This window comes from Pseudochelatococcus lubricantis (genome assembly GCF_042432495.1).
GTDB lineage: Bacteria > Pseudomonadota > Alphaproteobacteria > Rhizobiales > Beijerinckiaceae > Pseudochelatococcus > Pseudochelatococcus lubricantis.
The window spans coordinates 425,853-451,225 of the sequence record NZ_JBHLXC010000012.1 but is presented as its reverse complement, the minus strand read 5'-3'; the positions used below and the strand labels follow the sequence as shown (position 1 = coordinate 451,225).

Sequence of the window (25,373 nt, the reverse complement as noted above, 5' to 3'; positions counted from 1 at the left end):
CACTATCGATGGTGGACACTATCCCGCACTCTCAGCACGCGGCAGTGCGGTCAGCCCGGACGCTTACGATGATGACAGCCGTAATGCCGATACAAGGGCCGATGCCATGCCAACGATGCTCTCGGCCCACCCATTCAAATGAGGGCTTGCCGTGCACGATAGCTGACAGTGACATGACTTTCAGGATCTCGAGCGTCGAGTTGCTCGTGTCTCGTCAACAGCTCTTGTTATCGCATTGATCGGAACACGGAGGTACAGTCGGCAGCGCTCAGCGCTCCCAGCCCTTTCTCTGCGCCAGGATAGCCCGGCGCCGTTTCTTCAGCTTCTTGCGGCGCTCCTCCTCGCTGATGTCGGCAGAACCGGAGGCTGATCCGCTCGGCTGTTGGGGCGCGGAAGCCGCGACAGGATCATCTTCCGGAGCATGACCGGGTTCGCCGACGGGAGATCCTGCATCCGGGGAGAATCTGATATCTGATTTGTCTTGTGCGGATGAGCCGCCGAGTGACGGCGAGAGGTCCGCTTTGCCCGAATTGGTCATCCTCGTAGCATGCCGAGGTCCGGGATCCGGTCGCATCGCTTCGAGGGGCGACCCTCGTTCTACAGAGAAGGCTTTCGCTGTTCTGCTTACAGGATCGTGTGCATGGACGCTGCCTGCAACTGGCGCATCCTGCCGTTCCTGGCGAACAATCTCGCCGAGCAGAGAATTTGGACGGAGAGCTGCGAAGTGCGGCATTTCCGTCCTTGGCGCCTCGCTGTGTTGGCCCGCAGGAAGCTGGTGCAGCCGGGCAATGTCGTTGATGAACTCCTGGAAGCGCGACAGAATGAGGTGCTTCTTGAAATTGACGACATCTTTGCGCAGTGCAGCGTTGATTCTGTTAATGTCTGCATTCGCGGCCTTTATCAGTCGATTGAAGGCGGCCTCGTCTTCCAGCCGGATGTCCCGTGAGACCGCGGCCAGAAGTTTCTGTGCAAGGGAAAGCTTCGTAGCCGGGACAAGTCGGGCGCGGGATATCAGCCTGTCAGCCATATAGCGTGCGGCGTCTCGCAAACCGATCGCGGAATACAGGCGATTTGAAGCCTCCTTCCACTGGTCGGCATGCCTTTGCGCAGTTATGGCGCCGGAAAAGCCGCTGGCACGCATCTTGTTGACAAAGCTCTGATGGAATTTGACGCTATGCATGGATGCAGCGGCGAATTTTCGCTGCTTGTCAACGAGACGTTTAGCCTCCTCGTTCCATTCCTCCGTCGCCTGATCAAGCCCCTCGGGTGTTGGCTCGCCGCGTCTCTCCTTGACATAGGCATGCGGCGGTATTCGGGTTCGGGCAGTCTTCTCTATGCCCATTTCCTCGTAGGAACGCGGATCATAAAACTTGTCGACGTTCGCATCCCTGAGCGCGCTGTTCATGATGTCGCTGAAACGCGCCCGCTCTGCAGGGATCCAGCTTCTCGCGGACATGGTGCGATTGCGTGACTGCATGAACGGTCGGCGAAGCCTTCCGCTGTGCCGATGCTTGTCGCGCACTTTCTCCACAATTTCAAAATCCCAGACGAATTTTCCGGTTTCCGGATGTTTCATCTTTTTTGCCGGCCGTTCACTGAGATTGATGTGCACGTGATAATTTCGGCGATCGTTGTTGGCGTCGGGAGCGTGAATGACCGCCCAGTAGGGGTGGCCTTCTTCCTCAAACTTGCGGCAGTAGGAACGCGCGATCCCGATGCGCTGCTCGGGCGTCAGTTCGTGGGGCAGCTCGGCGACGATGCGTGTCTGGACGCGGCCGGCCCGACCCGTCAATATCCTGACCGCTCTGCCATGGTCACCTGCCGATTGCAGAAAGCGATCGAGGTCGACCATCTGATGACTGTCGAGTTTGACTTCGGATTCTGTCGACTGCCAGAAGGCCTCCAGAATGGGTCCGGGCACGTATTCGGCGTTATTGATACGTTCGAGAACGACGTCCCAGAAGTCCGGATCTTGATAGGGGGCGATCACCACTTTCCGCGTTCTGGAACGGCGTTCGCAGCCTTCGATCGCTTCCCAGAATGCGATGCGCTCTTCAATCGTGTCTCCGATGTTACCGAAAGACGCCACCGTTTCGCCTTCACGTTCGGGTGCGCTTTCCCGTTCGATGTAGCGCTGCGACCGTGCGGCGTCGGTCTCGTTCCCGGGATCTGGCGGCACGGCGTGCTTCTGAACTGTTTCCGCGGCGCCGGGACGCTCCATGTACCGCTGGTGTGCTCCGGCCGGACCCGTGGGATGTGTACCGGCAGGGCGCGGACGCGCTGTTGCGTCTGTGGTGTGGATTGTAACGGAGAAATGAAACGATCTGCCCCCCGTTACCGGAGATCTCGGACGTTCGGACGTTCCCATCTTGCGCCGCCCGGGGCCCATCCCCTGAATGGAGCGCATGCCGGGCTGTTGAAGGGCTCTCCTGATGTCGGCGAGGGAAGCCCCGCGCACCATTTGGTTTTGAATCCGCGTACGGACCCGCCGCTCCGCTTCGGCAAGTCTCGCGATCTGGGTGCTGCGACGCTCAATATCGTCCAGAAGCCGCTGGTGTGCATCTTGGTCGTACATACAGCCACCATAATATGACGGTAAAAAGCATAGGTGCGAATGTTCCCTTGTCGGGCCCGGGTATGGTGAGAAGCATACCGTCCGCAGGCGAGTTGCACCGCTCAGGCCTTAGCCCCGGAACCTTTCGTAATATTTGCAGGCAAGTGGTGAGTTTCAAGCTCATTTCATTCGGCTAGACGGGCATATCGCGATTCCGTCCAACAAGTGCCGCGCAACAGCAGGAAGCTTGCAGCAAGATCAGCGGCGATGTTGGCCCCTTTTTTGCGATCTCATCCCTAGCTTGGCGGATCAATGCGATAGCGACAATGCCGTTGGTCGGATTGGCGGGAGATAAATGGTGGTGCACAGATCCTGAATTCGGACGTGTTGAAAACTGGAAAAACAGAAGAAAGATTGACGAGAAGACGCAGAAATCCCCATAAAAAACAAAAACAAATTCACAGAAACGAAAATTCAACCAGCGTGCCCGGATTGCCTGTACCATCGAGATAGATCGAAGAAATTGCGGCGTCGGTCGGACGAGAGCGGGCAGGGCACATCCAGCCGAATGATGCCGCCGGGACGCTGTGGTCCCGGCGGACGGATTGTCATTTTCTCATCTTGAAACGACACGTCGGCCCGCAGCACGATCCGGCCGCCGATCCGGGAGGGGCGAGTGGCCGGGCCAATATCAGAAATCGCGCTGCAGGCGCAGGCGGGTCTGGATCTGGTCTTCGTTGCGCTTCACGTAATAGGGCTGGTTGTGGTCGACCGCATTGAAGCGGCTGCGCTCCAGACGGCCATAGAGCACCTCGACACCAATATCGAACTTCGCCACCGGTGACCAGATCAGGGCGGTGCCGGCCTGCCAGATGTTGAAGTCACGGAAAGAGAGGGGGCCACTCCGCGGGAGAGAGGAATTGTACCTGACGGAGGCGTTGTAGGTCACGTCCGTGTACGATCCCCAGAGGGTCGAGCGGATGGACGGGGTCCAGTAGTGAACGCCGGCGGCGGTGAGGTTCCAGCCCGAGGTCGTCTTGATATCGCCGTTGACGATGTAGCCGTCGGTGACGTGGTTGACCACTCTGCCGGCGGTGGTGCTGCCGCTGAGGCCAAGGTAATTGAGGGCACCGTCCGCATAGGCGGCCTGCAGCCACAGCACGTCACCCGCGCCGAGCGCAGGGAGCTTGAGCTTCACGCCACCCTGGACGGCCCAGCCGTAGGTGGTATCGACGCGCTGGCCCCACTGGCCGGTGCCCCACGGATCATGGATGGAGCCCGAGTTGAGCTGGTGCAGGGCGCCCGACAACTGGGCCGAACCCCAGTCCTGCTCGACGCGCAGGTTGGCAACGATGTCGGGCAGGCGCTGACCGGCGCGGTCATAGGTCCTGTACGTCGTGCTGCCGATTGCGATGCCCGCAGCGTTCAGCTCCCGGTTGCCGCGATCCTCAAGCGAGATCGTGGCGGAGAAACCCGAACCGAATGAGGCGGTGTAGGCCAGCAGGTTGGTGGAGGTATCCGAGCCGGGCGCGCCGCCGAAGCTGCCCCAGTTGAGGTCGGAGGCATAGAAGTCGAAGAACGACTGTGCGTGACCGGCGGTGATGCCAGCCCATTGGATGTAGGCCTTGTCGAGCAGAGCACCGTTGCCGGAGCCCTGGTTGCCGGAGTTCTTGTCGATCTGGAAGCGCAGGTAAGCGCGCAGGGTGCCGTACTCGGTGGGGGTGCGGACGTCGACGTTCAGGCGGGCGCGCGCCTTGATGCCGGTGGCATCCTTGTAGCGGCCGTTGCCGGCAGCAAAGGCGTTGGTCTGGGTATTATTCGGTTCGATAAAGACGTAATCGGCGCGCAGGCGGCCTGACAGCTGGATGCAGGTATCGGTGCCGGGGACATAGAAGAAGCCGGTGCCGTAGGTCGAGCAGACGCGGACATACTCGACGGGGTCGGCCTTGGTCACCGGCAGGTCTGCGGCAAGAGCAGCGCCGGTGACCGCGATCGATGCGACGGATGTCGCGAGTAGAATCCTGAAAGCGTTCATGGTTGGTCTCCAATGGAAATCTGTGTTGCAGGATGAGAAGCCGCTTGCTGCCGGATATGCGTGACATGCGGGAAGGGCGACGCACGCGGATCATCGAATCCTGATTGGAAAATGCACGGCTGACTGTCGGTGAACAAGTAATGAAATAAAGTAAAACGTAAGCAAACAAGACAAGTTGTAAATATAGCACAAGAAGAAACATCAATAAAAACACGATAATCTCACCCGCAAACTGACAGGCAAGATTTGTAAATCACTGATACTCATTCGGCGCGCAGCCACCCGCGACAACCCATCCAGAAGGAGGGGTTGTGCTTTGTCCATCACGGACACTGCTCGTGATACTGTCTGTGCGAGTTCCTTTGGTCATGTGGAATAGGAAAAGGAGTGCCCGGCGGCAGTTTGTTGGGTCTCGATGCCGCCGGGCTGCATTGATTGGAGGTCAACGCACCGCAATTAAGTAATGAATCGGGATATATGTCAAATAATACGAATGAAACGGCATGATATCATTTCATAATCATTCTTGTATTATGAAATATCTCAATATAACTCAACTTTGATTACGCGATAAATGTATGCGACCGCTCTGGATGGCGCGCCACCTGGCAGCTTTATCATCATTCTGATATTGAAGGGGATTTCCGCACGAGACCGCAGCCGGGCTTGTTATTCCATCAGCGACAGCCGGGCAGGTTGTGGCCGGATAATCATCGGAAGATGAGTGTCGAATATGGCAGAATCTCTAATTATTGTCATGATAATGGATGCCGTATGCGATAGTAACGCCAAAAATAGACAGAAATCTGGAGATGTGCGGATGATATGACGTCATCCCGCCAGTGCATGGGCTTCTCCGTGGCCATCCGGTCACACCGTCGATCTTTGCCGTGGCGGCTTGAAGGGGTATCTCTACCACGATATTATCTAGAGTATATCTGCAACATCCATCAATAAATACATCAGCATTATTGCCTGATCTGGGCCTATGCCCATAATACAGATGAGACGACGTCAGACAGGGTAAGGATGCCAGTCCGCGCCCGCTCTGGAACCGCTCCCGGAAAGGGCACATACCACCAATCACTGCACTTCTGACCATTACGCGTTCACGACCTGCCGGCCGTCTCGGGAATGACGGCGGCCGGTTATGGATTCCACCGCTGCAGTACGTGTCATGGCCGCAGGCTCATGACCGGCGCAGCTTTCCCCCAACCAGCGGATTCTCGACGCTTCCCCGCGCCTTCGAACGCATCATCCGGGTCAGCTCTCTCGCGTACGCGCACGCCGCGCAGTCACGTTCCCAGAGTCAATGATGAGCTCAACAGACTATGACACCCTGATCAATCACATATACACAAGCCACTTCAGCAGTTCACGATGGCAGGAGACCATCCGCAAAATAGCCGCCTACGCCGGGTTCGACGGCGGCAAGCTGATCAATCTGGTCGACGGGAATGTCCATTTGGCCGGATCGCACCCATTCTATGGCGGTATCGCCGCAATCTTTCGGGAGGAAGGCGAGAACGCCGACATCAGGCTGTCGCGCTACTTCGAACGCGGTAGGGAAGGGTTCGTACCCGATTACGACCTCTGCAGCATCGAGGAAATCCGGCAAACCAGAATATACCGGCAGGTTCTGGGGCCGAACCGGTTGCAGGCGTCGGTCGGTTGCGCGTTCCGATTCGGGAGCCGGGCGACGACCGTGATCGTTCTCGATTCGAAGGACGGGAGACGTCCCCTCGAGGAATCGTGCCTTGGCACGTTGAGCCTCATCGGCGGACATTTGAAAGCGTCCATAAAGGGGGTCCACGACCAGCAGGACAGTGTCGTCGATGCCGTCCTGTCCTACATGGATGCGCACCGGGAAGCCGTGGCGACGATCGATCCGGCGGGGACTATCAGATCCCGGAACTTCGCATTCCAGCGGGCCGTGCCGAAACTGGTGTCGCATGTTTCGGAGCTGACGGATACCGCCGATGCGGCGACTGCGGACTCTGTCAGCGAAGCCTTGTCCCTGATCGGCAGAGCCGATGACACCGGCATGCGGGTGATCAGGGGGCCGTTGACTGATCTCGACAGGCGCAGCTACACGCGCGTCAGGATCATTCCCTCACGGCGCAGCCCCGGTGACATTTTCCATGTTCCATTCGCCTATGTTCACCTTGTGAGGGAACCGCTTGAGCGGGACGAACTGGCGCGCATCAACGCGGCGCTGTTCAGCCTCACGAAAGCGGAGGCGGACATTGCCGTGGCGCTCGCGGCGGGGGAAACGCCCGCGGAGATTGCCGCCCGCACAGGGGTCAGCGTCGCGACGGTCCGGACGCATATCAGAAGCCTGTTTCGCAAGACCGGGTCTCATCAAAGATCCGAACTCGTCGCCAGACTGTACAAGTGAGGCGACGTGGCCAAGCGGATCGGGTTTGCGGCGAGGCATCGCGCTGTCGTGATGTCTCATCAGGCCTTTGCCATGCCGGTTGTCATCAATGCCCGCGCCGCCAGCTTCGGAATACCAGATAAAGCACAATGCCGAGAATGAAGGCCGCTATCGTCGTATAGTCGAGCACCCGGTCACCTTTCCCCAATCCGCGCGCTATCATGATGCCACTGGCTCCGTCGCGCGACGAGTTTCGCATCAATCGATACCTTCATTACTTGCCGCTCACCAATCCCCACAAGTGTCCAGGCGCCTGAACGGAACCCGCAGTCTCGGTGATAATGATTGTCCATTGTCCGAAAGCCAGATCGGCTTCGACGTACCGGCGACCAGCGACTGGAGTTTCATGAAACCCGTTGTTCAGGAACGTTTTTTCAGCGCCGGCCTTTGACATCCGGTAGCCTTTGCCGCACAGTTTATGGTGTGGGACGAAAGATTTCGTCCAACCGCCCATGTTCATCAACCGAAGTTTCGAGGAAATTCCATATGTCGGAGGCTGCAAAGTCTGATCTCACCGCCTTGACCGTGCAGCTTCTGAGCGCCTATGTCGCCAACAACGCGGTGCCGAGTACCGATCTCGCCGATCTGATCCGCAAGACCCGCGCAGCACTTGCCGAAGGCGGAGAAGTCGAAACAGTCTCTCTTCCCGAGCAGCCCCGGTATATTCCCGCGGTTCCGGTTCATACGAGCCTGATTTCGCGCGATCATATTTTCAGCCTGATCGACGGCAAGCCCTACAAGAGCCTGAAGCGCCATCTCTCGTCTCATGGGCTCACCCCTGCGGAGTACCGCGCAAGATACGATCTTCCCGACGATTATCCGCTGGTTGCTCCCGCCTATTCGGAAGAGCGGCGGGAAGTCGCGCGGAAGCTCGGGCTCGGACGCAGGAAAGGTGAGGCCGGATCTGAACAGCAACGCGAAACGCCGGTCGCAATCGAACCTCAGGTCGAGGTTGAAGTCACGCCTTCCGCCGAGCAGGCCGCGCCTGAACCGGCTCCTGCTCCGAAACGTACCACGCGGGGCAGGGAGGCGGTGGCTTCCGAGGCACCTGCAGCACCTCGTGTGAAGCGGACGCGCAAAGCAGTGCAAGTCGACGCGGAGTAGGCTTCAAGATCCTGCGAATAGAGGTTGGCAATGCCGTGACAGCCGCATGATCTTGCCTCCTGCACGGCTCACATGCCTGAATGCGCGTGCTAGACGGTCGTCGAAACTGGCCGCCATTGGATCAATGGAACGAGACACTCGGATCCGAGCGTGTGCTGCTCGCACTATCCGTGGCCCACTTTTCCTGCACCCAATGGCTTGATGCCCGTGATCTGTTCATTGGTGAATTTCATTCCATGCGTTGTCCGTCATTAAATTGGGTCGCCCCTGTCGACTGTGAACGGAAATTGCCCTGATCGGTGCCTCATCCGGGCAAAGCCTGAGCTTCGCCGGGGATTATCAGTTCTCCGCTGAACGCGCCCGAGACGGACCGGATTTGAGCTTGCCCATCAGTTCAACGCCCTTTTGCACGAGCACGTAAAGACCCGGAATGATGACGATGCCGATGACGGTCGCGGCGGTCATGCCGCCCAGAATGGTGACGCCGAGCGCCTGACGGGCGTTGGCGCCAGCGCCGGTGGCGAGCGCGAGCGGCAGCAGCCCGAAGACGAAGGACACCGCCGTCATCATCACCGCCCGGAACCGCTGGCTGGCGGCTGTCACCGCAGCAGTGGCCGGATCCAGGCCGTTGACCTCGTGCTGCACGCGCGCGAACTCGACGATCAGGATCGCGTTCTTGGACGCAAGCCCGATCAGCAGGACGATGCCGATCTGGGCGTAGAGCGAATTGTCGATGCCCGTCAGCGCAAGGGCCGCCACTGCCCCGAAAGCGGCAAAAACCAGCGACAGCATGATGGAAATGGGCAGCGTCCAGCTTTCATACTGCGCGACCAGGAACAGAAAGGCGAAGACCAGCGCGAGGCCGAAGATCATCGGCGCCTGAGCTGCGGACTGGCGCTCCTGCAGCGACAATCCCGACCATTCATAGCCGTAGCCCTCCGGGAGAACCTCGGCGGCAATGCGGTCGAACAGGCTCATTGCGGCTCCGGAACTGACGCCTCCAGCCGGGATTGCGTTGACCGGGGCGGCCGTGAACAGGTTGTAGCGCGACAGCGAGAAGGGGCCGAGGTCGGGCTCCAGCTTCATCACGCTGCGCAATGGCACCATCGCGCCCGAGGCGCTTCGCACATGGATGTTGAGGACATTGTCGGGCACGGCGCGGAAAGGACTGTCGGACTGGAGATTGACCTGGAACGAGTGCCCCTCGTGCGTGAAATCGTTGACGTAGCGGCTACCGAAATTCGCTCCGAGCACGGCATGGATGCTGCCCGCGCTGACGCCCATGCTCTCCGCGCGGTCACGGTCTATGTCCACGAAGATCCGCGGCACATCCGCGGAGAAGGCGCTGGTGGCCATGGCGATTTCGGGAGCCTGGTTCACGCGTCCGAGAAATGCCCGCACGACCTGCGCGATCTCTTCCGGCGACTGACCGGCCTGCGCCTGGAGGCGGAAATCCAGGCCGTCGACCTGCCCTATGCCGGCAATGGGCGGAGGCGAGAATACCGCGACATTGGCCTGCGGCATGGAAGCGAAGCGCTGGTTCAGTGTGGCCACGAGGGCGTTGGTCGACAGGCCCGAATCCGTCCGTTTGTCCCACGGATCCAGCGTCACGATCGCGAAGGCGCCGTTCGGGATGTTGCCGCCCTGCAACAGGCTGAAGCCGGAAACCGCGATCACCTTGGCGACGCCGGGGGTTTCCTGGAGAACGTTCTCCACGGTCTGGACCACGTCTTGCGTGCGCGCGAGCGAGGCGGCATCCGGCAGTTGCACGTCCACGAACAGGAAGCCCTGATCCTCTGCGGGGAGGAAGGAGCTCGGCACGGAGGAGAACAGCAGAATGGTCGCGATGATCGTGCCGACGCTGATCACGACGGTCAGCGCGAGCCGGCGGACAAGGCGGCTGACCAGCGCGACGTAGCCGCTGCGCGTCGCCTCAAGACCGCGCGCGAACCAGGCGAGCACGCCGGCGGGCGGCGAGGGCTTGCGCAGGAAGATCGCGGTCAGGGCCGGGCTGAGGGTCAGCGCGGTCAGGGAAGACAGAACCAGCGCGGCGGAGATCGTCACGGCGAATTGCTGGTAGAGTTGCCCGTTGATGCCGGGCAGGAATGCGGTGGGGACGAAAACGCCCAGCAGCACCAGCGTCGTGGCGACGATCGGCCCGGTCACCTGCTCCATGGCCTTGCGGCTCGCCTCGCGTGCCGAGAGGTCTTCTTCCGCCATCAGGCGCTGCGTGTTCTCGACCACCAGAATAGCGTCATCGACCACAAGGCCGGTGGCCAGGATCAATGCAAGCAGCGTGATCAGGTTGATCGAGAATCCGGCCACGAACAGCACGGCGAAGGTGGCGATCAGCGAGACCGGAATGGCGATCGACGGAATGAGCGTGCCGCGCCAGTCGCCGAGAAACAGAAAGGTGGTCACCACGACGATGACGAAGGTGATCCCGAGCGTGACCAGGATTTCCTCGATGGAGGCCCGCACGAACAGCGTTGAATCGTAAACCGCCTCGTAGGACAGACCCGTGGGGAAGCGTGGGGCGAGACGAGCGAGCTCCGCTTTCACGGCGTCCGCCGTGCCGATGGCATTGGCGCCCGGTTCCTGGTTGATCACCAGCATCGCACCGGGCGCGCCGTTCACCCGCACGCTGGTGGCATAGCTCTGCGCTCCCAGCTCGACGCGGGCGATATCCCTGAGGCGAACCAACGCTCCGTTGTCGCCATTCCTGACCACGATGTTCTCGAATGCGGCGGCGTCTTCCAGCCGTCCCTTGGCCACGAGCGTGTACTGGATGCGCACGTCGTCCTGCGTGGGGGGCGCGCCGACCTGCCCGATCGACGCCTGCATGTTCTGGGCCTGGATCGCGGCCGCGACGTCGTCGGGTGTGATTTCCAGCGCGGTCATGCGCACCGGGTCCATCCAGATCCGCATGCTGAACTGGCCCGCACCCATGACGCTGGCCTCGCCGACCCCGGGAACGCGGGAGAGGGCGTCCGTGACGTTCATAGTCAGATAGTTGGCGATATCGAGATCGTCGAGAACGTCGCCGGGCGAGTAGAAGCCATAGGCCACGAGGAAGTCGGGCGAACTCGCCCTCACCGTGATGCCGTGCTGGGCCACCGTGGACGGAAGCTGCGCCATGGCGAGCTGGGCACGGTTCTGCACGTTGATTTGCGCCAGATCCGGGTCGGTTCCGACCGCGAAGGTCACCGTCAGCGAGTAGGTGCCGGAATCCGAGCTGCTCGCCGACATGTAGATCATGTCGTCCACACCGTTGATCGCCGATTCCAGCGGATGGCCGACCACGGTCGCGATCACCTCCGCATTCGCGCCGGGATAGACCGCGGACACCGTGACGGTCGGCGGCGCGATGTCGGGATATTGCGCGACCGGCAGGCCGAGCAGCGAGAGCAGGCCGGCAAGGCATAGAATGATCGCCAGCACGCCGGCGAAACGGGGTCGCGAGATGAAGAAGCCGGAAATCATGGCCGGTCTCCGGCAGCCTCGCTGACGACTTGCACGGCCACGCCGTCCGACAGCCGCTGCGCGCCCTGAACCACCACCTTTTCCCCGGGCTGCATGCCCTGGCGCACGTGCCAGCCGTCGCCGAGCTTGACGCCGGTATCGATACGGCGCTGGCGCGCGACGTCATCCTGGCCGACGACATAGACGAAGCGTCCTTGCCGATCCTGAAGCACGGCCGTCTGGGGAACGACCGGTCCCTCGTCGGGCGAGGCATCGCGCAGGTTTACTCTCACGAACTGGCCGGGCGCCAGCAGGCCGTCGGGATTGGGAAAGATCGAACGGACAGCTGCCGTGCCGGTTCTCGGATCCACCTCGGGCCCGATGAATTCGAGCCGGCCCGGCGGGGCATAGGCCCGGTTGTTCGGCAGAATGAGCGCGATATCGACACCGTCCCGGTCAGTCCGGCCATTCTCGAGGCCCTTCTGATGCATCGTCACGATGTCGGCCTCCGACGCGGAGAAGGTCACGCGTATGGGATCAACCTGCACAAGTCGCGCGATCGCTCCGGAGTTCGGGTCCACGAAATTGCCGACAGTAAAGGCGGGCTGGCCGATTCGGCCGGAAATGGGCGCGGAGATCCGGGTGTAGGACAGTTCCAGCTCGGCTTTGGAGAGAGCGGAGCGGGCGGCGGCGACATCGGCCTCGGCGATGTCAAAGGCGGTCTGCGCGTCTTCGACAACCGTTCGCGCGACGGTGTTGCGGTTCACCAGTTGGGTGTTTCGGTCCAGGGTGTTGGCAGCCTGTGTGCGTGCGGCCACCGCTCGCGACAGCTGCGCCTGCGCCGCGGCGACGGCGGCCTCGTAAAGCGCGGGCTCGATCTTGAACAACAGGTCGCCCTGTTTCAGGTAGGCTCCCGGCTTGAACGGAATTTCCTCGATAAAACCGCTGACCCGGGCGCGCAGGTCGACGGCTTCGAGCGCTTCAACGCGCGCGATATATTCGTTGGCCGGTGCGATGATCATGCTCTCGACGGCGTGCACGACCACGGCCGGCGCCGGACGCATGGCAGCCGTTCCCTGAGCGGCCGCCATGCCTCCCATGTGCAGAATCAGCGGGCCGGCAGCTCCGAGCGCGAGCGCAAGCCAAGGCGGGAGAATCCTCGTGCTTCTCATGGGCATGTTTCTTTTTCTGATGGTCTGATGGGCAAGAAAGCGCGGGGCGCCGTGGATACGTCATGTCTTCGAAGCGGTGGAAACTCCGTGGCGGCGTTCTCCAGAAGTGCGCATTTGGCCCCGATCGGGCAGGGCGGTCAAGTACTATTGGTTCGGTGGGCCAGGACGCGATAGCCCACGTGGTCGGTATGTGTTTCAAGCTGAAGAGCGCAGCGTGCAATGATGATCTGTTTGTCATTTTCCAGATAAAGTGTCAAAAATACGAATATATACATTAAATATTATGTAATTCTAGTGCTTTGCAAAATAACAGAGAAAATGTTGTTATCTGCATTGGCGGCCATATTGAGCGTTGTAACGGGATCTTCGCATTTTCTTCATCGAGCAGGTTCAGCCACTTCACCCCTTGGATGCCTGGATCCAGGCCGAATACAAAAAATATGGTGAAGTGATCAAGTAGACGGGCTCGAAATTGAATCGAAAAGAGAAACGTGACGTGGATGATGAATCGGGGTCCTGATGACTGACGAGCTTCGTATGACACCGTCAGGTCGCTTAAAAAATATCCTGAATGTGAATTATAATGTTATACCGAGGCGCTGTAGCGCCCCGGTACTTTTTCGATTGGAATAGATAGCTCATATATTTTTTTGAGATCAAATTCTTGTTTGAGATTTATCTATTGAGACGGCAGTTGTTTCAGAACTTCCAGTTCAGGTTTGCCTTGAAGCCATGATCCTGAGCGTCGTCGCCGAGCTGGCCCGTGTAGGAGATGCCCACCGTCACCGCATCGTTGATGGCGGCGTCGAGGCCGGCCTCAAGCACCGCCACGTCACGCGCCACCGGCAGGCTGGTGGTGGTGAAGGCGCTGCCCTTGTCGAACCAGAAGGTCGACTCAGGCGTGATGTCGTCGAAGGCGTGGCGCCAGCCGACGAGGCCGCGCACCGTCGCCTTCGTGCTGCCCAGATCGAAAGCCGCCGAGAGCCGCAGGCCGAGCGTGGAGTAGGTCACGTCGGTGTCGTCGCTCTTGCTGTAAAGCGCCGCCGATCCGCCGCGCTCGAAGAAGCCGTCGGTGTGCAGGTTGACGTAGGCAAGGCCGGCAAAAGGCTCAAGCGCGACCGTACCGACGTCGAACCTGTATCCCACCTCGCCGAACACCTGCGCGGTGTGAGCGTCATAGGAACCGCTCAGGAAGTCGCTGTAACCGGCGAAGCTCGCGGTGCGGTCCGTCGAGACGTCGTGCCAGGTATAGGCGCCGCCGAAGCGCAGCGAGAATGCGTTCCATTGTCCGCCGCCGTAGAGGCCAATGTGGAAGTTGTCGCTTTCCGCCGACGAGAGGCGGGCATCGACGTCGACCTCAGTGCGGCTGTAGCCGGCGAGAGCGCCCAGGCGCCAGTTGTCGCTCACCAGTGCGTCCGCGCCGATGAAGAAGCCGCCCGTCGTGCGGTCGATGTCGCCGGCGTTGCTGTTGCCGTCCGTCTCGCCCCATGATCCGAAGCCCTGCCCCCAGAAGGCGTAGGGCGCGTTCGCGGGCGTCGGCGTCGGGGCGGGTAGCGCGCCCTTCGTCACCGGCTTGCCGGCGTCATAGGTCACGGCGGCACCTACGCCGTCCTGCGCCGCGCGCAGGCGGCCCAGCGCGGCGTCGCGCACGAAGCGGCTGTCCTCGATGGCGGCTGTCTTCACCGCGCTGTGGACCTCGCCCGAGAGCGCGTCGAAGGCGACGATCGCTTCCGGCGTGCTGAGGCCGACGACGGCGTTGTAGATACCGCTGTCCGGCCCGGCGCTCTGGACGCCCACGGCGGTCGCCGCTTGGTTGGTAGTCTGAGCGATGGTGGCGAACGAGATGTCGTTGCGCGTCAGCGTCAGGAAAGCGTTGGTCGCGCCGTAGGACAGCGACGGCGACAGGAAGGCCAGGTTCGCGTTCACGCCCTCGAAGCGGCCCGTCACGCCGCCGTCCGCGGTCAGGATGGTGTAACGGGTGCGCGGGTCGTAGCTGCCGGTTTCCGCCAGCACCTGCACCAGGCCGCCTTCGATGGTCGCCTTGCCCGACACAGCCAGATGGTCCGACAGGCCGGCCGCGTTCACGTCGACGACGTAGAACGAACCTGCCGAGAAGGTGGCGTTGCCGGAAACGGTGAAGCGGCCAATGGAGTGGCCAGGCGCAATGGCGCCGCCGCCCTTGACGGCAAGGCCGGCCACCGAGCCGGTGCCGTTGAGAGCCGCATCTCGCTCCACGGTCACAGACGAGTTCTTCAGCGCGCCGTCAACAGTAAGCAGGCCGCCGGTGACGTAGGTGGGGCCGCTGTAGGTGTTCTGGCCGGTGAGCGTCAGCGTGCCGGTGCCCGCCTTGATCAGGCCGCCCGCGCCGCCAATGTCGTTGTTCCACGAGTCCAGGGCGTTGAAGCCGCCCTTCGCGGCGTCCATCGTCACGGTGACGTTGCTGTTGAAGGCGCCATAGCCATCCGCGGCGGAGTACAGGTTGAGGCGCGCCCAGCCCGAGCCGTCATCGAGGGGGCCGCCGGAGGGCAATTCCGTCGTCGCCAGCACGTCGCGGCGCTGGGCGGCATTGAGATAGGGAAAGCGCGTCGAAAGCAGCACTTCGGCGCCTTCCGGCACCACAGGTGCGAGGTCGGTGGCGCCGACGCTGCCGAGGCCGTAGGTCAGACGATATGTGTAGTCCGCCTTGTTCTGCGCCTTGTCGGAGAAGCGGTCGGGCTCGCCGCTGGCAGCGCAGGCCGCGATGCTCGTGCCGCAGCCTTCCTCGAGAAGCTTGCGCAGGTCGTCCTGCGCGGCGGCGAACAACTCCGGCTCTTCCAGCATGACGCGGACAACGTTCTGCGTGGCGATGATGCGCCCGCCGATCACGTCGAGGGGATAGTGCACACCGAGGACGATGCGGCTGTTGCCGTATTCCGAGCCACGCGTGACGGTCTCCTGGAAGCGCTCCGGGACAAGAACGGCGAACAGGAGCGAGGAAGATATACCCATCGCCGTGTGGCCGCTTGGGAATGCCGCGCTGCCCTTGAGGGATGCGTTGAGGATGTCCTTGGCGCTATCGACGGGCTGGCCCAGGAAGTCCGTGCCACTGAAGCGCTCGATGCTGTCGCTCCGGACCTGGAAAGGACGGGAGTTGCCGGCGGTGTTGGCGGACTCAGGCGGAGGGTTGTAGGCTTCGTCATAAACGTTGAAGCGACCGCCCTGCGGCAGGCTGACACCTTCCGCAGGCACGCCATGAACCGTGCCGTCGGCGAAGAATGTCTTGGCGGCCTCCGAGTCCGACATCGTTGCGCCGGAAACGGCATTGCTGAAAACGGCGGCCGTCGCAGCCGACACATTCGTTGTGTTGTACGGAATTCCGTAACCGGTATAGGGGGAGTTCGGATCGCTAAATATGTAGACTTTCTCGCTGAAGGCCCTGTTAAGCGCCGTTCCCAATCCGTCGGCGACGATCTGGCCGTTGGTGAATGAAAGAAACAATCCGGCCAGCGTGTTGTCGCTGAGAGCCTGCGCGCGCTGGGCCTCGGTCGACCCGTTATTGATCCCGATCACTGTGGCAAGATTGCGATCCAGTACGTCGCGCCCCGCCTGGGTATTCAGGAGAGTGCTAAATGGCGACAATGTATTGATTGCCGTAACGTTGGTGGCAGTCTGTGCGGCGGCTGAGCCAGCCTGAGAGATAAATATGGCGACGGATAAAGCAGAAACGGTGTGCAAGTATCGCACGATTAGCCTCCTGAACGGCATGATTCCCAAATAAATTTGGTAAAACTCTAGGGTGACGGTCGAGTGACAAATTGAGTGTGCCACCATTATGAACCACGTCGGTTTTGCGGGAGCCTCTTCCCTGAATTGAGGTGGAGCAGGGTGAGTAAAAGGCTGACCACGTTTTTCCCTAACGTGTGAGAACGCACAATGTGCTTGGTTAGGACATTGCTGCCGTCCGAGCGTGGTCGGTGGGCGCGACCAGCCCAGGACAACCGCCGTTTCCTGAACGGCATGCTCTATGTGCTGCGGGTCGGCTGCCGGCTCGTGGGTCAGCCGCAGCGCATCGGGTATCTGTTTGCTGCGGTGGGGCCGTTGATTGTCGGAGCCTTGCGTTAGCAGGCAACTGGCGGCTGGACAGCTGCGTTGTTGATGCTGGTTCTGGTCAATCCGAAGTGTCAGCACCTTACTGGCCGGGCGGGCGCAATTTGAGATCGCCGTCACTTAGGTGAGCATAGGCGCGATCGAGCGCATCGGTGATCGCGCCTTGCTGGCCATTGGCCCATAAGGCCCAGCACTGATCCAGCACGGCGATCGCTGCGACAGCGAAGACATGCGCGCCGAGCGGATCCGCGCCTTCGCGCTCGATCATGGCGGCCAGCGCCTCGATCTGGGGCTGGCGCGCCTTGCGAAGTCCTGCGTGCAGTTGTGGCAACGACTGGACCAGCTGGAAGCGTGCTCTCATGCGGTCGGGTTCGGCCTCGATACGCTCGATGACCGGCTGAATGGCACCGCGCAGGCGCAGCCAGATCGATCCTGATGTCTCGGTATAGGCTGCCGCGAAGATGTCAACCGGCCCCAGCATGGCGGCGATGACGATGTCCTCCTTGGTGCCGAAATACCGAAAGAAGGTTGCGCGCGAAATACCAATAGCGGCCGCGATATCCTCGATGGACTGGCCGTAGCCGTTGGCGATGACAGCATCGAATGCTGCTTCGGCCAGGTCCTGGCGCAGCATATCTCGCGAACGCTGTCGGATGTTTTTACCGATGATGGTTGCCTCCCGAGCATTATCTGATACTTGGTATCACAGATGAAACTGCATATCGATACCATCGTTCGGCAGATGGTCATTTCAAATGGAGTGCGCGAATGAACAGGGCCCGCTTGACGCGACGACAGACTCTTCAGGCAATCATGGCGACCTCCGCCATGACGATGTTTCCAATGCCACTGATCGCGCAAGAAGACGAGGTGCTGACAGATCCGCTGGCTTTGCCAAAGTTTGCCGAACCCTTCGTCGACATCGACGAGTGGCGCGACGTGCCGGTCCGCCACCGCTATGTGCATGGCGGCTTCAAGGGGACAGAGACGTTGTTTTCGTTCTATTTTCCACCAGAGGATCAGTATCGGGGCCGGTTTTTCCAGCATGTGACGCCGGCGCCGGGCAGCGAAAAGCTGGGCCAGATGGCCGCGCCCGGCCTTCACAACAAGGTCGGTTTCGCCATTGCCAGCGGCGCCTATTTCGTCGAGACCAATGGGGGCGGCAGCGACCGGGAGGTCACCGCCTATCGCGCCAATGCCGCCTGCGCTGCCTATTCGCGGATCATCGCTCAGAATATCTATGGTGGCGAGCGTCCCTTCGGCTATATCTACGGCGGTTCGGGCGGTGGTTACCGCTCGATCGGGTCGATGGAAAACACACGCGGGGTCTGGGACGGCGCGGTGCCCTATGTCATCGGTTCCAGCATGTCGCTGCCCAATGTCTTTACCGTGCGATTGCAAGCGATGCGGATGCTGAACCCGGTCTTTCCGCAGGTGATCGACGCGCTGGATCCGGGCGGCAGCGGCGATGCCTTTGCGGGATTGAACGATTTGCAGACTTCGGCCCTGCGCGAGGCGACGCGGATGGGCTTTCCGCCCCATGCGTGGTTTGGCTATCGCACGATGGGTATTCACGGGCTGGCGGCGCTTTATCCAGGTGTTCTGGGTTCCGATCCGGGATATTTTACGGATTTTTGGACAAAACCGGGTTATGCCGGTCACGATCATCCCGAACACTATCAGTCCGATCGCGTGCAGTTCGACACCCGCATCGCAGCGGCGCTGACACGCACTGATGCGGTTGAGGCGGGCCTGATCGCGGCTCCCGATGCAGCCAGCGTTGGCGGTGTGGATAATGCTTTCCGAGGTGAGGCGCAAGACGATCAGATCGTCGGATTCCGTCTTGAGCAGGCTCCGCCTGCGGGCCTGTTCCTCGGCGGTGATTTGCACAAACCCGATGGCGGCACGGTTCCGCTGGAGCATCTGAACGGTGATATCGTTCTGCTGATGATGCCGGAGACCTTGCAGGGCAATCTGCCCGCCGTGGGCGACGCGGTGCGAGTCGATAATTCGAATTTCCTGGCACTGGAAACCTACCACCGCCATCAGGTGCCGGGGCCGGATTTCGTCGGATGGGATCAGTTCCGCGACGGCGCGGGCCAGCCGATCTATCCGCAGCGCCGCCTCATCAGCCCTGGCATCGTCGCTTCGGCAGCGGGGTCTGTGCCAACGGGACGGATCAACGGCAAGATGATCGTCGTAGCCTCACTTCTGGATCGCGAGGCCTTTCCGTGGCAGGCGGATTGGTATCGAAAACAGGCGGCAAGACATCTGGGCGAGGCAGCCGATGACAGTTTCCGCCTTTGGTTCAGTGAAAACGCCCTGCATGGGGATGAGGCGAAGCTGGAGGATGGCTCGCGGGTCATCTCATACGAAGGGATGCTGCATCAGGCGCTGCGCGATCTGGCGGCATGGGTTGAGGATGGGATCGAGCCGCCCGCATCCACCGGCTACCGCGTCGAGGATGCGCAGATCGTTCCCGCGATAACGGCAGACGAGCGCCAGGGTGTCCAGCCTCTGATCACCTTGTCCACCGATCTCATCAAGGCCAAAGCGGGTGAGGAGGTCAACTTCGAGGGGCGCATCGCTCCGCCTGCCGGCGGTGGAACGCCGATTGCAGCCGATTGGGATTTTGAAGGCACGGGTGACTATCAGCCGGGCAAGGCGGGAGACACAGTGCAGGCCACCCATACCTATACCCGGCCCGGCACTTATTTCGTTAGCCTGCGCGGCGCCTCGCGCCGGAATGGCGACGACGGCACACCCTATGCCGTCTTGCCCAACATCGCGCGGGCGCGTGTCGTCGTCAGCTAAGGGAAGGCACAAGGCATCCAGACCATCTGTTCCACTGAGCCGGTAAAGTGGTCTTGGTTACAGATGGCACGTGGCTGTCTCATCCTTGATCTCCTGCAGGTGCGACTCGTTGGCGCGACCTGAAGCAAAGGTGATGAGAATACATCGGAGCCCATTTTGAACGCCGAAACGCAGACGACAGACGGGCCTTGCCGGACAATGTCTGAGCGCGTCCACCGAAACCGCTACAGAGCCAGCCAGCGATCAAAAATCTTATGTTTCCCGGCGATGGGCGGGATCAGTCAGGGCGAGCCGCACCCGACTGCGCCTTGCCTTGAATACGGGAGCGCAATTGGCCGGAAAGCTCGTTCGACTTGATCGGCGGTGGAAGGGTAGCCTCCACCTCGGCGCGGAGGCCAGCCAGGAATATCGCAGAGAACCGTTTCATGGCTGGTGCGGCCAATGCTCCCAGGCCCTGTACGATGCCGACGTTGGCCAGCATCAGAATCAGGAAGTCTTCCATCGCGAAGTCTGAACGAAGCTGCCCGGCCGCCTGGGCACGATGGACCAGGCAGGAGAACGCCTCATAGGCGCGCGCACGATATAACTCGATACCGGGGACATTGGGGAAGGTCGTCGCCAGCACCTCGGCCGCGCCAGCATCTGCGGCCTGCAACTCGCAGACCCGCTCCACATAGCTACAGAAACCGGCCCACGGATCGGGATCATCAAGGGCCGCCTCGGCTGTCTCGGCGTATTCGATGAGCCGCTCGCTGAACACCGCGGCAACGAGATCGTTGCGCGTTGGGAACCGTCGGTACAGGGTTGCGTTTCCGACGCCGGCGCTTCGGGCGATCGCGTCGAGCGGGGCGTCAAGGCCTCGTTCTGCGAAGGCGCTTCGCGCCGCCTCGATCAGGCGGCGACGGTTGTCTGCGGCATCCGCGCGCAGCCCTGGCTCAGGTTTGGGTGTGCTCTTCATTCCCTAGAACCGCCACATATGGACAACAATCCCCACTTATAATAGCATCCCCTCATGGCTGGGAACCCCCTCCTGTTTTTAGGGATATCGACATGACTGATAGCAAGGATGAAATGTCCTTTCAGGAGCAGATCAAGGATCGTTTTACTGAGGGGCTTCGCAGTCACTTCAACGACAGCTATGAAGACTGGCTGGAGTGGTGCGATACGCTTTACGAGCCGGATGCGCACTATAATGTCAACAGCAATCGCCTGACCCTGCAAGAATACAAAGACCTGATGTCGGCAATGATGTCCAAGTATGACATCAAGATCGGAGAGGTCAAAAATATGGTCATCGAGAATGATTGGGGGGCGATTCGCTATGCGGTTCGGATCACTGACCGGACGACCGGAGAAGTCATCAACCAGATGACCATGGAATTCGTGCAGTGGAAGGACAATCCGCAGCCTATAGGCGCGCGCGTCATAGAAGGCTGGGCTTTGTCGGACCATCCGCTTTCGGCGGATTGAGGCGTAGGCGGGCCTAAAAAGCCTGCCCACAACAATACCGCAGAAAGACAGATGAAACGGTCACGTCCGTCAAGATGGTGTAATTCTGTGTGTGGTCACCGGGCTGCATCTTTCAGGCAGCCTTTGGTGTAATCTGTAGTAGTTGGCCGTCCTCGCTTTGCGGCGCTGCGAGAGCGGCCATTCCCTCGATCTGCATGTATCGGTGCTGGAGCTGCCACTCGTCGTTCTGCGCGAGAAGAACGGCGCCGACGAGGCGGCTGATGCTGTCCTCGTTGGGGAAGATGCCGACGACATCAGCGCGCCGCTTCACCTCCTTGTTCAACCGTTCGAGTAGGTTCGTGCTGTGCAGCTTCACCCGGTGCTGCTCGGGGAATGTCATGTAGGCGAGAACGTCGTGCTCGGCTTCGTCCATGCATGTTCCCAGTTTTGGCCAGCGGCCGCGCAGTTGGTCGGCGACCTGTCGCCAGACCTGGGTTGCGGCGGCATGATCGGGCTGGAGGAAGACCTGGCGGATGGCGGCGGCGACCACGGTGCTCTGTCCCTTGGGCACGTATGCGAGTGCATTGCGCATGAAATGAACGTAAGCGCTACGTCGTTCCCCTATGCGGCGAGGGTTGACATCTGATTGAAGTGCCACGGCGTGAGCATCTTCGATGCGGCTCTGCAGGTGGCCATCAAGGATAGCGCGAAGGGTGGCAGCGAGATAGTCGACCGGGTTCACGTCGGCCATCTTGCAGGTGGCGACGAGCGAGGCGAGCATGGCCCAGTTCTCGGCGCCGACCTCGTTGCCGGCAAAGAGCGCATTCTTCCTGTTATGCAGAGGTTTGCATAACAGGAATTATGTTAAGCGCCGGATTATGCGCAGTTGGCCGAGGCGGACGCCGACAGCTGGGGTTTCCGCCTCGTTGAGCTTGACATAATCAAAGCGCCTCCAGGAAGCGCATCAATTGGTCGGGCGGTCGGTAGCGTCCGAGCTTTGCTTGCTGAGGCCGCAACTTTCCGAGTGCCTGCTCCTTCATGGAGAGGTCGGCCTCCACGTACATGTGCGTGGTCGCGGTATCCTCACAGATACGGCCAGTCGCCGGTGAGCGGGCGCTTGAGGAAGGCGTTGACGCGTTCATCGATGTCCTTGCACAGCTTCGAGACCGAGGATTTGGAGATGCCGGTCATACCCATGGCCTGAACCAGTTCGTCGACACGCCGGGTGCTGACGCCGGGGCGATCCATGCCTCCTGGATCACCGCCACCAACGCCTTCTCGACAGTTTTGCGCGGCTCCAGGAAGCCGGGGAAGTAGGTGCCGGTGCGCAGCTTGGGGATCTTCAGGTTGAGCGAGCCAAGCCTTGTATCGAGCGTGCGGTCACGGTATGCCTGTGTTTCCGAAGCACGCGCCTCGATCGGCTGATATCTGGCCTTTTACAATGAAGGCAGCCCGCATTCGAGCCTTGACGGTCGCACGCCCGACGAGGCTTACTTCGGCGCGCAAGCGCAGGCGGCGGCCGCATGATCACCACCAGCGATTTTTGTCGCAGCTCTGGTCGGGCTACGCCCGCCCGCCCGCCGCCGCGACAAAAATCACCAAGCCCTGCAAGCAGCATAACCCGGCAGGTATCCACTTAATTGCCGCGGGGCGCTGTCCAAACAAACGGAGCCAGCTCTCGCACCAGCGACAGTCGCACCGAAGCACATGAATGATGCCGCTGAGGATACGCCGGTCACGGACGCTAACAGAAGATCAGGCAGCGGAGACGATCATGAGCGGATGCCCCCTATCCTCTATTGATTGTTCCCTGCATCATTTAATGGCAAGGATAGGAGTGGGCCTGCTACATGTGAGATTGGTCATTTGGACAAATCACCGATCCAGGTTTGATATAGATCATATTAAATATTTATAATAAATTCTATACTCTAGCATTTTTATATACTTCCCGGATTCTTTCATGTGTCATCTGATTTCAAGAACCGATTGTAGAGCATGCCTGCAAGGTGCGGCAGAGTTCGGTTGCGCCGGGAAATGATGCTGATGCGTCTCTCTAGTATGGGGCCTTGAAGATCAATTATTTTAAGCTGTCTGTGTGCAACAAGTGGCAATGTCAGGTCAGGCAGGGCGGTCACCCCCAGTCCCGCAGCAATCATTGCCCCGGCTGTCGAGGGGTGAGATGTTTCAAGAACAGGACGTTTCTCTGGATTAATATTCTGGAATACTCTGTCCGTAAGAGACCGTACGCTGGTTCTTTCACGCATGGCGATGAAGGGATGATTGAGCAACTCATCCCATGTAATGGATTTTCTTTTTGCCAGCGGGTGCCCAAGCTGTACAACAGCCCTGAACCTGTCTGTTTTCAGATGCCTGTATTCCAGATGCGGCTCCGTCTCATCCAGTTCTGCTGAAATCCCAAAATCGACCTCTCCCTTCGCAACGGCAGAGGCGACATTTTGCTTGAATGTATCCAGTATTTCAATTGTTACTGCTGGAAAATCTTTATGGAATCCACTTATAACATCAGGAAGAAAGCTGAAGGCGAGTGATGGCAGCGCAGCAATGGAAACATGACCAACAACACTTGAAACATAGCTGCGCAATTCGTCAAGAGATACAGTCAGGTCATGTATAACGCGACGGGCTATTGGCAGAAACGCCTCACCATGAGGGGTGAGCACAATCTGCCGGCTGGTCCGGTCAAACAGTCGCACATTCAGGCGCTGCTCAAGCCGCACGATTGCACGGCTCACGGCCGGTTGCGAGAGGCCGCACATCTCCGCCGCACGGCTGAAGTTCCTGCTGGCCGCGACTTCCAGGAAAAGCTGGAATTCAAAGGGTGCGATATCTATGCGGTTCATGCATTGATTTATAGCAATTATTCATTTTCTATACAACCAGCCTCCTGCCATCCTGCACCAAAGATAAGGAGCTGCGCAAAGTCGGCTCCGCATGGAGGAAACATGCTCGCGCTTTTGGGGTTGGCGACAATCGTCGCCTTTCTTGCCGTGACCTTAAGTGGTCGCGTCTCCGTACTGGTCGGCCTTGTTTTGATCCCGCTGATTGCGGGACTTATTGGTGGCTTCGGACTGGACCTTGGCAAAATGATGATGGACGGCATTGTGCGTGTCGCGCCGACAGGCATCATGATCATGTTTGCCGTTCTGTATTTTGGCCTGATGCTGGGAACGGGCATCTTCAACCCGCTGATCCGAGGCCTTGCGGGGCTCGTTAACGGTGATCCGGTGCGCCTGTGTCTCGTCACGGCCGCGTTGGCCATGCTTGTCGCGCTGGATGGGGATGGCGCAACAACATTCCTCATTACGGTCACGGCCATGCTTCCCGTTCACCGGGCGATGCGCATGAACCCTCTTGTGCTGCCCAGTGTTGTGGCCCTCGCCGCAGGCGTCATGAACATTTTGCCATGGGGTGGGCCAACCGCTCGGGTCATGAGTTTGCTTCAGTCCGATTCCGGCGTGGTTTTTTCGCCCCTTATTCCTGCAATGCTGGCCGGAATCTGCTGGGTTTTCATTGCCGCAGCGCTGATCGGCATGGGTGAACGTCGCCGCCTAGGCCAGGTGGATGGCGTTGACGCTCGAACTCTTGTCGTTACAACCAACCCCGATGATGATGAGGCGCTCCGGCCGAAGCTGTTCTGGTTCAATGTGCTGCTGACACTGGCAGTCGTCACGGTGCTATTCATGCACCTTCTGCCCATGGCCACCATCTTTATTATTGCATTCTGTATTGCTCTGGTCGTGAACTATCCAGCATGGGAAGATCAGCGCAAGCGTTTGATTGCACATTCAGACAGCGTGATTGTCGTAACGTCCATGATCTTTGCAGCAGGTATATTCACAGGTATTCTTGGTGGAACAGGCATGATCAATGCCATGGCCGAAGCTTTTGTCAGCTATATTCCAGAGAAGGTTGCCGCATATATGCCGCAAGGCGTGGCTGTTGCCAGTATGCCACTTTCACTGGCTTTCACACCGGATGCTTTCTATTTTGGCGTGCTACCCGTCCTAACCAGCAGTGCTGACGCATTGGGGTACTCTGGCATCGATGTCGCGCGGGCGGCTCTTCTGGGACAGATGACAACAGGCTTCCCGCTGAGCCCGCTCACTGCCTCAACATTCATTCTTGTCGGTTTGTCGGGGGTAACGCTGGCTGACCATCAGCGCTTTACTTTCAAATGGGCCTTTGCAACGACCGCCGTCATGACCATCGTGGCCACTCTTACGGGTGCAATCTGAA

At 60.0% G+C, this 25,373-nt stretch carries 15 protein-coding genes and 3 pseudogenes; 7 read left to right on the top strand and 11 right to left on the bottom strand.

The genetic code is table 11. The annotated features are described in order from the left end of the window. Positions 1-268: 268 nt before the first annotated feature. The 3 genes from ACFFJ7_RS17655 to ACFFJ7_RS17645 form a co-directional block, all read right to left on the bottom strand. Positions 269-2,221: a MobA/MobL family protein gene (locus ACFFJ7_RS17655; RefSeq protein WP_377594056.1), complete on the bottom strand. Its 1,953-nt coding sequence runs from the start codon at positions 2,219-2,221 to the stop codon at positions 269-271. 526 nt (positions 2,222-2,747) lie between these two features. Continuing rightward, the gene (locus tag ACFFJ7_RS17650; RefSeq protein ID WP_377594055.1) at positions 2,748-3,059 is read right to left on the bottom strand and encodes a hypothetical protein; all 312 of its coding nucleotides are present in this window, start codon (positions 3,057-3,059) and stop codon (positions 2,748-2,750) included. Between the two features lie 186 nt (positions 3,060-3,245). Further along, on the bottom strand, positions 3,246-4,589 hold the full coding sequence (locus tag ACFFJ7_RS17645; RefSeq protein ID WP_377594054.1) for a porin: 1,344 nt from the start codon (positions 4,587-4,589) through the stop codon (positions 3,246-3,248). Between the two features lie 1,315 nt (positions 4,590-5,904). Between ACFFJ7_RS17645 and ACFFJ7_RS17640 the strand changes: the two genes are divergently transcribed. From ACFFJ7_RS17640 to ACFFJ7_RS17630, 3 genes are all read left to right on the top strand, one after another. Beyond that, complete coding sequence (locus tag ACFFJ7_RS17640) at positions 5,905-6,987, top strand: helix-turn-helix transcriptional regulator (RefSeq protein WP_377594053.1); 1,083 nt, start codon at positions 5,905-5,907, stop codon at positions 6,985-6,987. Positions 6,988-7,075: 88 nt separating this feature from the next. After that, a complete protein-coding gene (locus ACFFJ7_RS17635) occupies positions 7,076-7,417 on the top strand; it encodes a hypothetical protein (RefSeq protein WP_377594051.1) in 342 nt (113 codons plus the stop codon). A gap of 95 nt (positions 7,418-7,512) precedes the next feature. After that, positions 7,513-8,130, top strand: a complete 618-nt coding sequence (locus ACFFJ7_RS17630; protein ID WP_377594050.1) for a Ros/MucR family transcriptional regulator — start codon at positions 7,513-7,515, stop codon at positions 8,128-8,130. Between the two features lie 339 nt (positions 8,131-8,469). On the opposite strand, the gene ACFFJ7_RS17625 is transcribed toward ACFFJ7_RS17630, so the two are convergent. The 4 genes from ACFFJ7_RS17625 to ACFFJ7_RS17610 all read right to left on the bottom strand — a co-directional run bounded on the left by ACFFJ7_RS17625 (position 8,470) and on the right by ACFFJ7_RS17610 (position 17,484). After that, positions 8,470-11,613 (bottom strand): efflux RND transporter permease subunit, encoded by a 3,144-nt coding sequence (locus tag ACFFJ7_RS17625; protein WP_377594049.1) that lies wholly within the window; start codon positions 11,611-11,613, stop codon positions 8,470-8,472. Continuing rightward, on the bottom strand, positions 11,610-12,656 hold the full coding sequence (locus ACFFJ7_RS17620; RefSeq protein WP_377594048.1) for an efflux RND transporter periplasmic adaptor subunit: 1,047 nt from the start codon (positions 12,654-12,656) through the stop codon (positions 11,610-11,612). Before ACFFJ7_RS17620 ends, ACFFJ7_RS17625 begins: the two co-directional genes overlap by 4 nt. Positions 12,657-13,463: 807 nt before the next feature. Beyond that, on the bottom strand, positions 13,464-16,046 hold the full coding sequence (locus ACFFJ7_RS17615; RefSeq protein ID WP_377594047.1) for an autotransporter domain-containing protein: 2,583 nt from the start codon (positions 16,044-16,046) through the stop codon (positions 13,464-13,466). Positions 16,047-16,932: 886 nt separating this feature from the next. Then, positions 16,933-17,484, bottom strand: coding sequence for a TetR/AcrR family transcriptional regulator (locus ACFFJ7_RS17610; protein WP_377594046.1), 552 nt, complete (start codon positions 17,482-17,484; stop codon positions 16,933-16,935). 134 nt (positions 17,485-17,618) lie between these two features. On the opposite strand from ACFFJ7_RS17610, the gene ACFFJ7_RS17605 reads away from it, so the two are divergent. Continuing rightward, the gene (locus ACFFJ7_RS17605) at positions 17,619-19,664 is read left to right on the top strand and encodes a PKD domain-containing protein (protein ID WP_377594045.1); all 2,046 of its coding nucleotides are present in this window, start codon (positions 17,619-17,621) and stop codon (positions 19,662-19,664) included. Between the two features lie 277 nt (positions 19,665-19,941). Here ACFFJ7_RS17605 and ACFFJ7_RS17600 read toward each other — a convergent pair whose 3' ends face one another. Next, positions 19,942-20,622, bottom strand: a complete 681-nt coding sequence (locus ACFFJ7_RS17600) for a TetR/AcrR family transcriptional regulator (protein ID WP_377594044.1) — start codon at positions 20,620-20,622, stop codon at positions 19,942-19,944. A gap of 92 nt (positions 20,623-20,714) precedes the next feature. On the opposite strand from ACFFJ7_RS17600, the gene ACFFJ7_RS17595 reads away from it, so the two are divergent. Next, positions 20,715-21,134, top strand: a complete 420-nt coding sequence (locus tag ACFFJ7_RS17595) for a hypothetical protein (RefSeq protein ID WP_377594043.1) — start codon at positions 20,715-20,717, stop codon at positions 21,132-21,134. 112 nt (positions 21,135-21,246) lie between these two features. Here the strand turns inward: ACFFJ7_RS17595 and ACFFJ7_RS17590 are convergent. Next, positions 21,247-21,861: pseudogene (locus ACFFJ7_RS17590) on the bottom strand (transposase); the annotation flags it as partial. Positions 21,862-22,199: 338 nt separating this feature from the next. Next, positions 22,200-22,504: pseudogene (locus ACFFJ7_RS17585) on the bottom strand (transposase); the annotation flags it as partial. Here ACFFJ7_RS17585 and ACFFJ7_RS17580 point away from each other — a divergent pair. Further along, positions 22,500-22,640: pseudogene (locus tag ACFFJ7_RS17580) on the top strand (IS3 family transposase); the annotation flags it as partial. The pseudogenes ACFFJ7_RS17585 and ACFFJ7_RS17580 sit on opposite strands and share 5 nt — an antisense overlap. Before the next feature lie 434 nt (positions 22,641-23,074). Here ACFFJ7_RS17580 and ACFFJ7_RS17575 read toward each other — a convergent pair. Beyond that, on the bottom strand, positions 23,075-23,977 hold the full coding sequence (locus tag ACFFJ7_RS17575; protein ID WP_377594042.1) for a LysR family transcriptional regulator: 903 nt from the start codon (positions 23,975-23,977) through the stop codon (positions 23,075-23,077). A gap of 102 nt (positions 23,978-24,079) precedes the next feature. Between ACFFJ7_RS17575 and ACFFJ7_RS17570 the strand changes: the two genes are divergently transcribed. Beyond that, a complete protein-coding gene (locus tag ACFFJ7_RS17570) occupies positions 24,080-25,372 on the top strand; it encodes a CitMHS family transporter (RefSeq protein ID WP_377594041.1) in 1,293 nt (430 codons plus the stop codon). Position 25,373: the final 1 nt, after the last annotated feature.